The 14,021-nt window shown below is 61.8% G+C and carries 16 protein-coding genes and 1 pseudogene; 9 read left to right on the plus strand and 8 right to left on the minus strand.

Annotation, left to right across the window (positions count from 1 at the left end):
• Positions 1–5 precede the first annotated feature (5 nt).
• From KW832_RS07215 to KW832_RS07235, 5 genes are all read left to right on the plus strand, one after another.
• A complete protein-coding gene (locus KW832_RS07215) occupies positions 6–227 on the plus strand; it encodes a hypothetical protein (RefSeq protein WP_218299384.1) in 222 nt (73 codons plus the stop codon).
• An 88-nt stretch (positions 228–315) separates the two neighbouring features.
• Complete coding sequence (locus tag KW832_RS07220; RefSeq protein WP_218299385.1) at positions 316–873, plus strand: glycoside hydrolase family 19 protein; 558 nt, start codon at positions 316–318, stop codon at positions 871–873.
• Positions 870–1,280: a DUF1353 domain-containing protein gene (locus KW832_RS07225; protein WP_218299386.1), complete on the plus strand. Its 411-nt coding sequence runs from the start codon at positions 870–872 to the stop codon at positions 1,278–1,280. The genes KW832_RS07220 and KW832_RS07225 overlap by 4 nt, the downstream gene beginning before the upstream one ends.
• Positions 1,277–1,441 carry a hypothetical protein gene (locus KW832_RS07230; protein ID WP_218299387.1) on the plus strand — a complete coding sequence of 55 codons (165 nt, stop codon included), beginning with the start codon at positions 1,277–1,279 and terminating at the stop codon, positions 1,439–1,441. Before KW832_RS07225 ends, KW832_RS07230 begins: the two co-directional genes overlap by 4 nt.
• 359 nt (positions 1,442–1,800) lie before the next feature.
• Positions 1,801–2,190: a hypothetical protein gene (locus tag KW832_RS07235; RefSeq protein WP_218299388.1), complete on the plus strand. Its 390-nt coding sequence runs from the start codon at positions 1,801–1,803 to the stop codon at positions 2,188–2,190.
• Here the strand turns inward: KW832_RS07235 and KW832_RS25875 are convergent.
• The 3 genes and pseudogenes from KW832_RS25875 to KW832_RS07250 form a co-directional block, all read right to left on the minus strand.
• Positions 2,108–2,419 (minus strand): annotated as a pseudogene (locus KW832_RS25875) (Bro-N domain-containing protein); the annotation flags it as partial. The gene KW832_RS07235 and the pseudogene KW832_RS25875 overlap by 83 nt on opposite strands.
• A gap of 81 nt (positions 2,420–2,500) precedes the next feature.
• The gene (locus KW832_RS07245) at positions 2,501–3,985 is read right to left on the minus strand and encodes a hypothetical protein (protein WP_218299389.1); all 1,485 of its coding nucleotides are present in this window, start codon (positions 3,983–3,985) and stop codon (positions 2,501–2,503) included.
• A 196-nt stretch (positions 3,986–4,181) separates the two neighbouring features.
• Positions 4,182–4,583, minus strand: a complete 402-nt coding sequence (locus KW832_RS07250; RefSeq protein ID WP_218299390.1) for a hypothetical protein — start codon at positions 4,581–4,583, stop codon at positions 4,182–4,184.
• Between the two features lie 61 nt (positions 4,584–4,644).
• On the opposite strand from KW832_RS07250, the gene KW832_RS07255 reads away from it, so the two are divergent.
• The 3 genes from KW832_RS07255 (at position 4,645) to KW832_RS07265 (ending at position 6,818) form a co-directional block, all read left to right on the plus strand.
• Complete coding sequence (locus KW832_RS07255; protein WP_218299391.1) at positions 4,645–5,304, plus strand: SOS response-associated peptidase; 660 nt, start codon at positions 4,645–4,647, stop codon at positions 5,302–5,304.
• A 175-nt stretch (positions 5,305–5,479) separates the two neighbouring features.
• Positions 5,480–6,118, plus strand: a complete 639-nt coding sequence (locus KW832_RS07260) for a DUF6806 family protein (protein ID WP_055399525.1) — start codon at positions 5,480–5,482, stop codon at positions 6,116–6,118.
• A 163-nt stretch (positions 6,119–6,281) separates the two neighbouring features.
• Positions 6,282–6,818 carry a M48 family metallopeptidase gene (locus KW832_RS07265; protein WP_218299392.1) on the plus strand — a complete coding sequence of 179 codons (537 nt, stop codon included), beginning with the start codon at positions 6,282–6,284 and terminating at the stop codon, positions 6,816–6,818.
• 84 nt (positions 6,819–6,902) lie between these two features.
• Here the strand turns inward: KW832_RS07265 and murI are convergent, their stop codons facing one another.
• From murI to KW832_RS07280, 3 genes are all read right to left on the minus strand, one after another.
• A complete protein-coding gene (gene murI, locus KW832_RS07270) occupies positions 6,903–7,772 on the minus strand; it encodes a glutamate racemase (RefSeq protein ID WP_218299751.1) in 870 nt (289 codons plus the stop codon).
• Between the two features lie 168 nt (positions 7,773–7,940).
• Positions 7,941–9,527, minus strand: a complete 1,587-nt coding sequence (locus KW832_RS07275; RefSeq protein ID WP_218299393.1) for a fumarate hydratase — start codon at positions 9,525–9,527, stop codon at positions 7,941–7,943.
• Positions 9,528–9,721: 194 nt separating this feature from the next.
• Positions 9,722–10,081: a hypothetical protein gene (locus tag KW832_RS07280; RefSeq protein ID WP_255577561.1), complete on the minus strand. Its 360-nt coding sequence runs from the start codon at positions 10,079–10,081 to the stop codon at positions 9,722–9,724.
• Positions 10,082–10,418: 337 nt separating this feature from the next.
• Between KW832_RS07280 and fumC the strand changes: the two genes are divergently transcribed.
• On the plus strand, positions 10,419–11,804 hold the full coding sequence (gene fumC, locus KW832_RS07285) for a class II fumarate hydratase (RefSeq protein ID WP_218299394.1): 1,386 nt from the start codon (positions 10,419–10,421) through the stop codon (positions 11,802–11,804).
• A 111-nt stretch (positions 11,805–11,915) separates the two neighbouring features.
• Here fumC and KW832_RS07290 read toward each other — a convergent pair whose 3' ends face one another.
• Positions 11,916–12,689, minus strand: coding sequence for a Crp/Fnr family transcriptional regulator (locus tag KW832_RS07290; protein ID WP_121508750.1), 774 nt, complete (start codon positions 12,687–12,689; stop codon positions 11,916–11,918).
• Positions 12,690–12,833: 144 nt separating this feature from the next.
• On the minus strand, positions 12,834–14,006 hold the full coding sequence (locus tag KW832_RS07295; protein WP_218299395.1) for a DNA topoisomerase IB: 1,173 nt from the start codon (positions 14,004–14,006) through the stop codon (positions 12,834–12,836).
• Between the last annotated feature and the right edge of the window lie 15 nt (positions 14,007–14,021).

Here is a 14,021-nt window from a genome sequence, read left to right on the forward strand (position 1 = left end):
AGACCATGAAGAACCCCATTGCGCTTTTTAAAGAGATCTTTCCCGATGCCCCGCTGCTGGTCGGCGATGTGATCGCCACCGAGGGCGGCATAGCGACCGTCGAACTGCAAGGCGGCGGCATCGCGCAGGTGCGCGGCGATGCCACCCCAGGCCAGCGCGTGTTTGTGCGCGACGGCGTGATCGAGAGCACCGCTCCCGTGCTCCCCGTCGTGGAGATCGAGATCTAGCAACACCTCAGCCCAGATCCACCCGAGCCCGCCCGTGGCAACACAGGCGGGCTTTTTGTTGTCCGTTGATTCCTGAAAGGAGTTCCCCATGCACCTCATCACCGTCGAGGCGCTGCGCGCTATCGGCGCATCACCCGCCCGCGCGCAGCGATGGCTGGAGCCCTTGCGGGCCACGTGCCAAGCGTACGACATCAGCACGCCCAAACGCATCTGCGTGTTCCTGGCCCAGATCGGCCATGAGTCGGAGGGCCTGCTGTACACCACCGAGATCTGGGGACCAACGGACGCGCAGCGGCGGTACGAAGGCCGCGCCGACTTGGGCAACGTGAACCCGGGCGACGGCCTTCGGTACCGGGGGCATGGCCTGATCCAGATCACCGGCCGCAGCAATCATGCGCAGATGCGCGACCGCTTGCGCGAGCGCCTGGGTACTCATGTGCCGGACTTCGAGGACTCCCCCGAGCTGCTCGCCCACGAGCCATGGGCAGCGCTGTGCGCGGGGGACTACTGGGATTCCCGCAGCATCAACCCGCTGGCCGATGCCGACGACTTCAAGGCCGTCACGCGCAAGGTCAATGGCGGCCTGAATGGGTACGAAGACCGCTTGCGGCGGTGGCGCGCTGTGCGCAAGGAGATGGGCCTGTGATTACCGTCACCTTCCTGATCGACCCCTTGCTCAAGCCCCTGGGCAACAGCAACGAATGGGAGCTGGTGGACAACTTCACGGTGCGCATCGAGGAAGACGGCAAGCCCGCCGAAATCGTCACGGTGCCCCGTGGGTTCACCACCGACCTGGCCAGCGTTCCCCGCTTGCCCGGCGCGTACCTGTTGTTTGCCAACCGTGCCCGGCGCAGCGCCATCTTGCACGACTACCTGTATTCACAGCACCGGCCGCGCAAGTGGGCCGATGCCGTGTTTAACGCCGCAATGAAAAACGAGGTGTCCTTTCTGCCGCGCTTCTTTATGTGGCTCGGCGTACGCATCGGCGGCGGTGCGTACTACGAAGACGTCACTTCACAACCTCTCGTCAACCCTGAAGGAAACGCACCATGAAGCACTCCACCACCCTCGCCTTGGCCTTGGCCGCTGCAGTCATGCTGTCCGGCTGTTCCAGCTTCAAGCTGGGGGCCTTCTGCTACGCGCCGGCCGTCGGTGGGCAGTGCACCGCGGCTGCTGTGCCAGTTGTCGATGCGCAGACGGCGAAGACGGAATAACGCGCCTATGATCACCGCCACCTGCCCGTGTTTTCTATTTCACTCTTGGCCTAATCGGGGCGGGTGGCGGAACAGTTAATGTAGATGTGATGGCATTTCACGATCCACAAAAGTGGCGTAGGCGTGCAATCATGCTGAAAGCAGTGGGACCACGGCGATTCTTCTATACGCTGGCACCGCTGGTGCTGGCATTTGCAGTTGTTTGGGGGTGCGGTGCTAGCGATGCATCCATCCGATGGAGTGAGATGGCCATGTAAATTCTCGGAGTGCTTACGGTGGTGCGCGGCCTGAACGATACGCGCCGAGAGTTCGGGTTGCCTGCGGTCCACTCTGATATAGCAAGCTGGTTAACCCGGTTTATGAAAGCCGAACCGCACGTGATCAACGTTGTCGGCATCACGGCGAGCGCTTTTTTGATGCGTGGGCGAATGTCCTCTGTGATGCCGCCGTTACCGGAGCACGCGACGTTGGAACTACGAATCGTCCGACTAGAGCGCGGTCTAGAGGTGGTATTGAGCGAAGCAGAGCGGATGAATCAAGCTCGCGACAAAGAGATTAGCCAATTGGAAGCTCAAGTAAAGGAAGAGCGTAACTTTCGTGCCAGTGCCATCGAAAGAGTTGAGAGGCAACTTCAGCAGGTGAGCACAGGGGGCGTATGGATATCGCTTATTGGCACCGTATGGTTACCGGTAGGAGTCGTTCTTGGCTCGATCGCACCGGAAGTGAACGGCTGGTTTGGCAAGGGCTAGGGCCGCTCAAACTAAGCCCGCGCGAGGCCGCCGCGATGCAGTCGGCAGGCTGGGGCAGGCGCACCGCCGCGCCCAGGTCGGGGCAGCGGCACCTCGTAGTGCCCCGTTCTATGGATGCTGGCAGCACTTTCTCGAACACCCAGCGGTTGAAGCGCTCGGCGGCGGGCAACTTGCTGCCGACGATCAGTCGCAGCATGTCAGGCTCGCTGATGATTCGGGTGTCCTGGGTGCCGTCTAGGGTTTGAAGGGGGGATTTTTTTAGTTACCCCCTTGCAGTAGCCATAAATCTACAGAACATTTCGAAGTCTTTTCAACGATCTGCATTCCAATAATCAAAACTAATGAGAAGACTCTTCGGAGCCGCATCAAAAGGAGAGGAAAACTTCTGGACGCGATCATTTCGGACGACTACAGGAACGCCATTTATTAGCTGCCATTGATTTGCTGCAATTTGCTCTTTCAATTTTTTTAGTATTGCAGATGATATTTTTTGCTCAAGAATGCCATTCATCACTCTTTCGCCAATAAATTTCACTATCCAATCAATCCCAAAACTCACAGCATTATATACGGTGACGCCTATTAGCCAAAAATCCAGATCGTCAATAGCAACAAGTGTACCGCGCAAGGTCACGCCTCCTGCGTTGTCAGTTTTTGGATAGAAGCCGAGCCGCATGTTTGGAGGCTCGCCTGGTCCCAATACGGCAAAACCCCCGCCAATAGGAATCCTGGCAAAGCAGAGGTCCTGATTAATTACGACCCTGGCCACCATACTGATAGTCTGATCCACAAACAAACCGCCGCCTGCAGTATCGATGCTGGTTTGAGCCTCGCCAAAAGAGACCTCGACATCAGCGGTAAAGCCAATATGCCCATTGTCGGATACGCTGATATTAATGTTTTGTGCGGCCCGATCTATTCGGGTTATTGCCGAGGCGGTATTCTGCGATAAATAAACGCCAACAACCCCAGATCCGCCACGCCGCCGATTGCCAAAATCCAGATTAGGGTCTTTATTATCAGGAGTTGGTGTGCTTAAACCGCCTTTGCCAACGCCATCTGAACGCCCATCACGATGGGACGGATCAAAATCAGGCGCTGGCTTCAACCCTAAATCAGGTGTGTTACACAAGCAAGGTTTGTTTGCCTCATTCATCTTTGCATCGGAAATAATGCCTAGCGATCGGCCTTTATTAATCGCGTGCAAATTGACTTTGGATCCAAAGCTAAATGCTGGGAAAATTTCTTCGAGGTTGTATTCATATCTTTTTCCCAGAATTTCCGATATTGATTTCGGAACTATCGAATACGCAATAACGCCCTCTAGTCGCGCGAGTTCAATATCTGTTTCATTTTTATCTGTGCGTTCAATTGTTGTTAAATTGAGCTGGTAAATCGGGTCTGTGAGGATGATTTTTTCGCCAATGCATTCTATCGAAATGGCGATATTGGAAAGGTTGTAATTGATTCGAGAAAGTGCAATTTTTTTGTCTGTCGCGCGGAATATCTCAATCTCAATGGTGGCGGTTGCATTAAAGAAGACGCATACCTCGCTGCCCTTGAAAGGATGGGCTCCAATTGAAGTCTGTGCTCTGTCTTCGGTGAGGTTGTTCCATGTGAAATTAATGAGAGATATTGCAAATTTCCCTGTGGGTTCGATTATAAATTCCCCAATCAATTGGTTCGCACGCTCATAGATGACATTTGAAACTACCCAGCCAAGAGCCTCATTGTCGATGTAAGCAGCAAAGCGATCTTCGGCAAGGGCTTGCAATTCACGATGAATTGTTTGCATTAGTAATTCCTCGGTTGGGTTGATGGCAGGTCCTGCTGTCCGAATACCATGCGAGCACGGCCCTGACGCGAGCAGAAATTCATCGTCATGCCAACTCTCTTTCTAGTCAAGCTCCGTCTTAAGTACCAGTGTCCAACTGAGCATTCTTGAATCGCACGAGACCCGGGGCAGCATCGGGCCCCATCGCCCGTCGTGCTCACGCAGGCTCCACCGACACAGGGCCGCGCCCTTGATACACCACCCGGTGCGGGCTGCTGGCCGTGGATGTCACGGTCCACACCTCCCCCTGGGCGCTTACGTGGTACAGCACAGCGGCGAGGGGCAGCGGCACATAGTCGGCCTCTTGCGGCAAGGTCTTGGGGCGATGCAGTCGGGATAGGCGCACCGGGTTGCTGGCGAGACTCCGGGCCATCAGATTGAGGTTGGCCTGGTCGATCTCGCATGGCTGGTCCATCACGGCCACCTCCTCCCGCGTGCCGTCCAGGCGCACAGCCTCGGGGTTCTCCCTGCGGGCTTGCTCTTCAGTCATCTTCACCCTGGACACCGCCGTGCGCCCGCCCCACTTGTACCGCCACGAGTAGCGAACCTCGATTTTCATGATGGACTCCAGACACTGGGAAAGCATACAGTGTTTCTAAAAATCGGTGTACAGTGCTGCCATGTGCAACCGCTACATACCGCCAGCAATGGCTGAGATGGAACGCGAGTGGGCCATCGGCAGCCGCAACCCTGTTCGTTGGTGGGACACAACGCTGGTTCCACGCGAGCAAGGCCCTTTCATTCGCCGGGCTAAGGACGATGCTGGCTACAGCCGCGAGCTGGTGGTGGGGCAGTGGGGTCTGATTCCCTGGTTTGCCAAAGAACCCAAGCTCAAATACCCGACCAACAATGCGCGCTCCGAGGAACAGGCAGACAAGGCCAGCTACAAGCACCCTTGGGCGCGCGGCCAGCGTTGCATCATTCCTGCTGCAGACTTTGACGAACCTAATTGGGAGAGCGGCAAAAACGTGTGGTGGCGCTTCCGCCGCGCCGATGGCCGTCCCTGGGGACTTGCGGGCTTGTGGAACACGTGGACGGACAAGGCCACGGGCGAGGTGCACGAGAGCTATACGATGTTGACCATCAACGCTGATTCACACCCGTTGATGTCGCGCATGCACAAGCCTGACCCTAAGCTGGCCGCTGACAAGCAGGACAAGCGCAGCGTGATCCCGTTGGAACCGAGTGATTACGACCAGTGGTTAGAGGGCACTCAAGTGGATGCAGCTGCACTGCTGCGTGTGCCAGCGGCAGACTTGTTTGATGCAGGGCCTGCCTAGCGGGTCTCCGATCTCGGTATGGACCGTTTGGAGCCGTGAGAAAATCCGGGTATCGTGGCGCTGCAAGGTAGCGCTTTAAGAAAAAGGTCCCCCCAATTTCCCCCCGGAATCGGTGCCAAAGCCAATAGGCATGCGGCAATCCGACCCCGGCTCGGGGCACCACTACGATTCAATCATGTCAAGTTACAACGCTCCCTTCGAAATCCACGTCCACGGACAAGTCCAGCTGCGCGCTGATGTGAGCTTTGACCAACTCCAAGAGGCGCTCAAACCCCTGTGGAAGTACGCCGGAGCCCGCTCGCTGGCTGATGGCGCAGCCAGCGCCTACGAAGAAGAGCCCGGCATCAAATACGACGCGCAGGAACACTTGCTGCAGATGTGCTGGACGGTGCGGGGGGATGAAGACTTTCGCCAAGTTCTGGACGAAATGTGCATGAGCCTCAATGAGCTTGCCGAGCAAGGTGCTGCCATCGAAGTCACGTTCTACGACGCAGATTTCGACGAGGACGAGGAAGAGCAGGGTGCGGAGTCGCGCGACGATTTCGTCATGCTATTCGTCGGCCCCACGCCCGCCGCCATCATGCAGGTGCAGCGTGATTTGCTGGTGCAGGACGTTGTCAACATGATGGAGCGCCACTTTGATGGTGCCGAACTGGGTGGCGTGGTGGCCGAGATCGACAAGCTGTTCAGCCAGCGCTTTGATGCACTGGTGAACTCGCTGGAGATTGGAAAACCGCCGCGTGGCCCTGGTGGGGGCGGCTCCGGCAGTGGTCATGGTGGCGGTGGCGGTCGCCGTCCGCGCCACCTGCACTGATTCTTTCATGCAACCCCACACTGGTGTCCCCGTGTGGGGTTGCCTTGCATGTGCTGGTGGCGAAAGTTGATCGACAGGCTGTGGCAATGACTTGTGCCCGTGTGCGCTGGATTCAAGGCGGTCCTGCGCAGTTCTGTGATCTCTTCGAGCTGTCGTGCTTTACATGACCTCCGATCTACAGTATCTGCGTTCCTATCCGGTGTCTTTGCAGGACCAGGCGCGTGATCTGCTTGCTCAGGGGCGGCTGGGGGTCATGTTGCAGCGCAAGTATCCCCAGGCCCATGCGGTGCGCAGCGACAAGGCGCTGTATGACTACGCGCAGGAACTCAAGGCGCGGTACCTGCGCAATGCGGGCACGGTCAACAAGGTCCTTTTCGACAACAAGATCCACGTGGTGCGCCATGCCTTGGGGTTGCACACGGCGGTCTCGCGTGTGCAGGGCAACCGGCTGGCGGCCAAGCATGAGATCCGCATTGCGTCGATGTTCAAACAGGCACCCGACGAGTTTCTGCGCATGATTGTGGTCCACGAGCTGGCCCACCTGCGTGAGAAGGACCACGGCAAGGCTTTTTACCAACTGTGTACCCACATGGAGCCGCAGTACCACCAATACGAGTTCGACCTGCGCCTGTACCTCACCCATGTGGAGCATGCGGGTGAACGGCTGTGGAGCGCTGCTGCTGAAACTAGTTCTGGGTAGAAGAAAAGTTGAACGCCACTTTGTTGATGGCACTTTGCAATTTGCGCTTGCTGGCAAAGCGCCAGGCCCTAACACAGCGGTTGGTCAAGGCACAGACACCGTTTCACAGCAGTCTGCTGGCAAACCCAGCCAGCGCTCTGCAGCCGCCTGAAGCATGGCCACCGGCCCGGTGGTCAACAGGCGGGTGCGTGGTGCATCCGTGGCCACGGCACCATCGGGCGCGGCCTTTAGCCCCGCAGTCTCCAGCAAGCGCCGCGTCTGGCGGGCGACGGGCTCACCCGTCTCGATGAACTGCACGCCCGGCCCGATCAGTGCGCGCAGCTCGTGCGCCACAAAGATGTAGTGCGTGCAGCCCAGAACCAGCGTGTCCATCTGCCCCGGGGCGGTGCCAAAACTGCCCATGGCTTGGACATAACGCGCGCACAGCGCCCCGGTCTCCGTGGCATGGACGGGGCTGCCTTGGTCGGCCACTGGCAGCGCCACGCTGCGCTCGATGGCATGGGCCAGGCCGTCACAGGGTTGCACCACAAAATGCGCCTGATCAGCCAGCGAGGCCAAGAGCTTGCCGAACTTCGCACTGGTCAGCGTGCCCCGGGTGCCGATCACGCCCACGTGGCCTGTCTTTGTCACCGCGAGGGCGGGCTTGATGGCGGGCTCCAGGCCCACGAGGGGTAATTCTGGGTGGCTGCTGCGCACTTCGTGGATGGCCGCTGCTGTGGCGGTATTGCAGGCTACCACCAGCGCCTTGATGTGGTGCTGCTCGCGCAGGTACTCGGTGATGGCGTGGGTGCGGGCGGCCACAAAGGCATCGCCGCGCTCGCCATAGGGGGCGTTGGCGCTGTCTGCCAGGTACACGAAACGTTCGTGGGGCATGGCGGCCAGCAGGGCGCGCAGTACGCTCAGCCCACCGACGCCACTGTCAAAAACACCGATGGGAGAAGAGGCCTGCGGCATCGAGGAACCAAGCTCTGGCATTTGGAGGAAAGCGTGGATTGTAGGAAAGACGCAGCCTTCGTGCCGGATTGGGCGAGCCCCAAGAAAAAACCGCCCGAAGGCGGTTGGGAGAGCGATTGCCCTGGTACCAGCGTCGAGTCTGCCGCCAGGGCGACGCCGAGCGGGGCCTCAGGCCGCAGCGACCCCGATGCCCTTGAATTCGCCCGAGGCAATGCGCTTTTGCCATTCGGCCGGGCCGGTGATGTGGGCGCTGGTGCCGCCGGCATCCACGGCCACGGTCACGGGCATGTCCACCACGTCAAATTCGTAGATGGCTTCCATGCCCAGGTCTTCAAAACCCACAACCTTGGCGGCCTTGATGGCCTTGGAGACCAAGTAGGCGGCGCCGCCCACGGCCATCAGGTAGGCGCTTTGGTGCTTCTTGATGGCCTCGATGGCGACCGGGCCGCGCTCGGCCTTGCCCACCATGGCGATCAGGCCGGTCTGGGCCAGCATCATCTCAGTGAAGCCGTCCATGCGCGTGGCGGTGGTGGGGCCGGCAGGGCCCACGGCCTCGCCCTTCACGGGGTCCACCGGGCCCACGTAGTAGATGACGCGGTTGGTGAAGTCCACAGGCAGCTTCTCGCCCTTGGCCAGCATGTCCTGGATACGCTTGTGTGCGGCATCGCGGCCCGTCAGCATCTTGCCGTTGAGCAGCAGCGTGTCGCCGGGCTTCCAGCTGGCCACTTCTTCCTTGGTCAGCGTGTCGAGGTTGACCTTCTTGCTCTTGTTGTAGTCGGGCGCCCAGTTCACGTTGGGCCACAGGTCCAGGCTCGGGGGCGTGAGGTACACCGGGCCCGAGCCGTCCATCACGAAGTGCGCGTGGCGCGTGGCTGCGCAGTTGGGGATCATCGCAATCGGCTTGCTGGCCGCGTGCGTGGGGTACATCTTGATCTTGACGTCCAGCACCGTGGTCAGGCCGCCCAGGCCTTGTGCGCCAATGCCCAGGGCGTTGACCTTTTCAAACAGCTCCAGGCGCAGCTCCTCGACCTTGTCGAGCGCGGGGCCGCCGGTCTTGGCGGCTTCGGCCTTTGCCTGCAGTTCATACATGTCCAGGTCGTCCATCAGGCTTTCCTTGGCCATGAGCACGGCCTTTTCGGCCGTACCGCCAATGCCGATGCCCAGCATGCCAGGCGGGCACCAGCCAGCGCCCATGGTGGGTACGGTCTTGAGCACCCAGTCCACCACGTTGTCGCCGGGGTTGAGCATGTACATCTTGGACTTGTTCTCCGAGCCGCCGCCCTTGGCTGCCACGGTGATGTCCACGGTGTTGCCGGGCACGATCTCGGTGAAGATCACCGCGGGCGTGTTGTCCTTGGTGTTCTTGCGGGCGAACTGCGGGTCGGCCACGACCGAGGCGCGCAGTGTGTTGTCGGGGTGGTTGTAGCCCCGGCGCACGCCTTCGTTGATGGCGTCGTCCAGGCTGCGGGCCTTGCCATCGATGCCAGCATCGAAGCCATCCCAGCGCACGTCCATGCCCACTTTCAGGAACACGTTGACGATGCCGGTGTCCTGGCAGATGGGGCGCTGGCCGGTGGCACTCATCTTGCTGTTGGTCAGGATCTGGGCTATCGCGTCCTTGGCTGCCGGGCTCTGCTCGCGCTCGTAGGCACGGGCCAAGTGGGCGATGTAGTCGGTGGGGTGGTAGTAGCTGATGTACTGCAGCGCGGCAGCAATGGACTCGACGAGGTCGTCGTATTGGATTGTGGTGGTCATCGTGGTTCTGTCGTGAGGCGGGAACGAACGCATGCCGGGGCACGCAGCCCGCAATTATCCCACCCCCCTGCTGACACGGCGCTGGCGCGGCCTTGGCGCAGACTACCTGTGGACAACGCGGCTATCGCAGTCTGGCCCGCCTCTCAAAGCTCAGCAGCCCCAACGGCAGACTGGCTGGAGGCCACGGCTTGCTTTTACGCTTCGGCACCGTCGCCGGAGTCCGGATCCAGCTCCGGGTCGTCCGCCGGGTCATCGGCCGGATACTGGTCGGCTCCCGCCCGCACATCGCCGTTTTCATCGGCGTCGTCGGTGTCCATCGATTCCAGATGGTCGGGCAGGATGTCGCGCGACTCCAACTGCAGTTCGGGCTCCACGCTCGCGCGTTCGCCGGTTCCGTAGCGGTCGGTGTCGTTGTCGGGGTCGGTGCCATACAGCCCGGTGCTGTCGCTGCCCGAGTCGGACGCGTCGCTGGGGCCCAGGCTGTCGTTGCCCTTGGCGCTGTGAAGGGGAGAAAGGTTGTCGGCATCGATGCCAAGCAGGCTGCTTTTGGCCATGGTGGTCTCCGTGGATTCGCGGCGAGGAAAGTTGCTGCACCGCCATGGTGTGCCCGCTGGCGCCCGTGCGGTGTAAGAACAAGCCGACGATTGAGCGCGAGAAGGTGTGGGGCCTTGTCAAGACCTCACAGCGGGCCGGAGCGAAGCCCCCACCGGCAGTGATGACGGCACCGCTTTTCTGCGCTCTGCAGCGGGGCTTGCCACACACTGACGAGCGCATGCTTGCGCACCAGCAGTGCAGTGTATTAAATGAGAATGGTTATTTTTTGCATTATTCTGCCGGGCGCGGCCCCGTTGCCAGGTCGCACCTGTTGTTTCACTTGGAGAACCGCTGTCCATGACCACCCGCACCGAACGCGACACCTTTGGCCCCATCGAAGTCCCGGCCGACAAACTCTGGGGCGCGCAGACGCAGCGCTCGCTGCAGAACTTCGACATCTCTGGCGAGCAGCAGCCGCGCGAGATCATCAAGGCGCTGGCCCAGGTCAAGCGCGCCTCGGCCGTGGTCAACCAGGCGCTGGGCCTGCAGGACGCGCAGAAGACCGAGGCCATCGTGGCCGCTGCTGACGAGGTGATTGCTGGCAAACATCCCGGTGAGTTTCCGCTGGTGGTCTGGCAGACGGGCTCGGGCACGCAGACCAACATGAACGTCAATGAAGTGCTGGCCAACCGCGCGAGCGAACTCCTGGGCGGCGAGCGCGGCGAAGGCCGCTTGGTGCACCCCAACGACGACGTGAACCGCAGCCAGTCGAGCAACGACGTGTTCCCCACCGCCATGCACGTGGCCGCCGTGGAAGCCCTCACGCACCGCCTGCTGCCCGCTATTGCCAAGCTGCGCGCCACGCTGGCGAAGAAGGCGCAGGACTTCGACGGCATCGTCAAGATCGGCCGCACCCATCTGCAGGACGCCACCCCGCTCACGCTGGGCCAGGAGTTCTCGGGCTACGTGGCCCAGCTCGACCATGGCGAGCGCCATGTGCGCGCGGCGCTGCCCCACCTGTACGAGCTGGCGCTGGGCGGCACCGCCGTAGGTACGGGGCTGAACGCGCCCAAGGGCTATGCCGAGCAGGCTGCCGCCGAGCTGGCGCGCCTCACGGGTCTGCCCTTCGTCACCGCGCCGAACAAGTTCGAAGCCCTGGCGTCTGTGGATGCGCTGGTGCATGCCCACGGCGCGCTCAAGACCCTCGCCGCCAGCATGATGAAGATCGCCAACGACGTGCGCTGGCTCGCCAGCGGCCCGCGCAGCGGCATTGGCGAACTCAGCATCCCCGAGAACGAACCTGGCTCCTCGATCATGCCCGGCAAGGTCAATCCCACCCAGAGCGAGGCGGTGACGATGCTGGCCGCCCAGGTGTTCGGCAACGACGTGGCCATCAACTTCGGCGGCGCCTCGGGCAACTTCGAGCTCAACGTGTTCCGCCCCATGGTGGCCCACAACTTTCTGCAGAGCGTGCGCCTGCTGGCCGACGGCATGGTGAGCTTCAACGACCAGTGCGCCGTGGGTATCGAGCCCAACCGCGAGCGCATCACCGAACTGGTGGATCGCTCGCTGATGCTGGTGACCGCGCTCAACACCCACATCGGCTACGACAAGGCCGCTTTCATCGCCAAGAAGGCGCACAAGGAAGGCACCAGCCTGCGCGAAGCGGCCGTGGCCTCGGGCCATGTGACGGGCGAGCAGTTCGACCAGTGGGTGGTGCCGGGCAATATGGTGGGGCGCTGAGGGTCAGCGCGGTGTGGCGTGGTTAAAAGTTCAAGAAAAAATGACCGCCAGCGCTTGTCCAATAAGCGCAAGGTGCTATTGTTTTTGATTGGCTGGTCGCAAGGCGGCGCGCTATTCCTGCTGCGCCAGCGCTTCGAGTTGGTCTTGCTGGTAGACGACGATGCTGCGCTGGTGGATGCCGATGATGCCTTCGCGCTCCATCCACTTGAGCTCCACATTGATGCGCTGGCGTGAGCCGCCCAGCAGTTGTGCCAGCTCGTCCTGCACCAGTGCCAGCCCGATGGCCCCGCGCTGGCCGGGCACGGCCGCACGCTCGCCAAAACGGCGCAGCACGTGCAGCAGCTGCTTGGCCAGCCGCGCGCGCAGGGGCAGGGTGGCCATGTCTTCCATCATCCAGTACAGGTAGCGCATGCGGCGTGCCTGCAGCGTGAGCAGGGCCTCGCCGAACTCGGGGTGTTCGCGCAGCAACTGGCGGAACACGCCCTCGGCCACGCTCAGCACCGTGGTGGGGCCGTGGGCGTGCGCGTCGTAGGTGTTGGGCCCCCGGTGCAGCACCTCGGCCTCGCCCACCCAGATGCCGGGCTCCACATAGGCCAGCGTCACCTGCTTGCCCGACGGCGTGGTGCGCCGAAACCGGATGGCACCACTGGCACAGGCAAACCAGTCCTGCGCCAGATCACCCTGCTCCACGATCATCTGGCCGTGTGTGTAGCGCGTGATGCGGCCCAGCCGGAAGATGTCATGCCGCAGCGACGGCGTAAGTGCCGCGAACCAGCGGCCTCGGTTGATGGCTTCACGCTCCGTCTGGCTGAGGAACGGGCGTTGCAGGTGGTGGTCGGCCAGGGAATGGGCGGACTCTGGCAAGGCAATGGTGGCGGTGGGCATGGCGGCAGGCTGGAGTTGGGGGCCGGCCTGTGCGCGGGGCCGGGCTGAAAGACGGTGACAAGGCGCAGCATGCCAGTTTAGCGAGACAGCGCTCACTGCGATGGCCCTGCACGGCACTTGTGCGACACCCCAGCGGCACCATGCTTACGCTTTGGTGGTGGGGCGCGCCTTGTGCAGCTTTTGCGGCTTGCGCAGAAACGCCAGCAGTCGGCGCTCCGCCGCGCTCAAGCCCCGTGGCGATGTGGTGCCGCCAATGTGATTCCACACCGCCTGCAGGCCGGGCCCCGCGTCAGATGCCAATCGTGTGCCCAGCTCCAACACAGCCGGGTGCACGTACGACTTCTTGCACACGGCGGGCGTGTTGCCCAGCTGGCGCGCCACCTCGGCCAGGATGGCCTTGGCGTTGTAGCGCACGTTTTTATCGGCGGCGGTGGCTACTGGTTGCGTACAGGCCAGGCGCGTCAGCTCCAGCGCCTGCGTGGTGCCGTGCCAGGTGCGAAAGTCCTTGGCAGTGAAATGATCACCTTCTGAGTTTGCCGCGCCGTCCGTGATCTCGCGCAGATAGTCGTTCACGTCGCCCGAGCCTACGGTGCGCAAGCTACCGTCTTCGTCCTCGTATTGAAAGAGTTCCTGCCCCGGCAGTTGTTGGCAGCGTCGCACCACGCGGGCCACGCGCGGGTCGTCCAGCTCGACCTCTTGCAACACGCCGCTCTTGCCGCGAAATCGCAGCTTGAGCTGACTGCCTTTGAGTTGCACATGCCGCGTGCGCAGCGTGGTCAGGCCATACGAGCGGTTGGTGGCGGCGTATTCCTCATTGCCCACGCGCAGGTAGGTGGTGTCCAGCAGGCGCACCAGCGTGGCCAGCACCAGCGTGCGAGTCAGAGGCTGGCCGTTGCGGTGCGCTGCAAGGTCGCGCGCCACGCGGCTGCGCAGGCGCGGGAGCACGCGGCCAAACGCCTGCATGTGTTCGAACTTGCCCTCGTCGCGCTGCACGCGCCACTGCGGGTGGTAACGGTATTGGCGCCGTCCGCGCGCGTCCAGCCCCGTGGCCTGCAGGTGCCCGTGGGGCAGGGGACAAATCCACACATCGGTATATGCCGGTGGGATAGCCAGGCGTTTGATGCGGGCGACCTCGTCCGGGTCTTGCAGCCACTGGCCATCGGGCAAACGGTAGCGGAAAGCCTTGGCACCGCTGCGCACGCGGGTAAGGCCGGGCATGGCGGGTGTGACGTACACCAGGCCTCCAGGGAGCTTCTGGGGGCGGCTGGTGGGCCGGGGTGGCGCAGGTGCGCGGGGCGATGGGGGCGGGGCGGGCATCGGGGCGAACAGGTG

It is taken from the genome of Acidovorax sp. sif0632, from assembly GCF_019218805.1.
In the GTDB taxonomy this organism is placed as follows: Bacteria; Pseudomonadota; Gammaproteobacteria; order Burkholderiales; family Burkholderiaceae_C; genus Acidovorax; species Acidovorax facilis.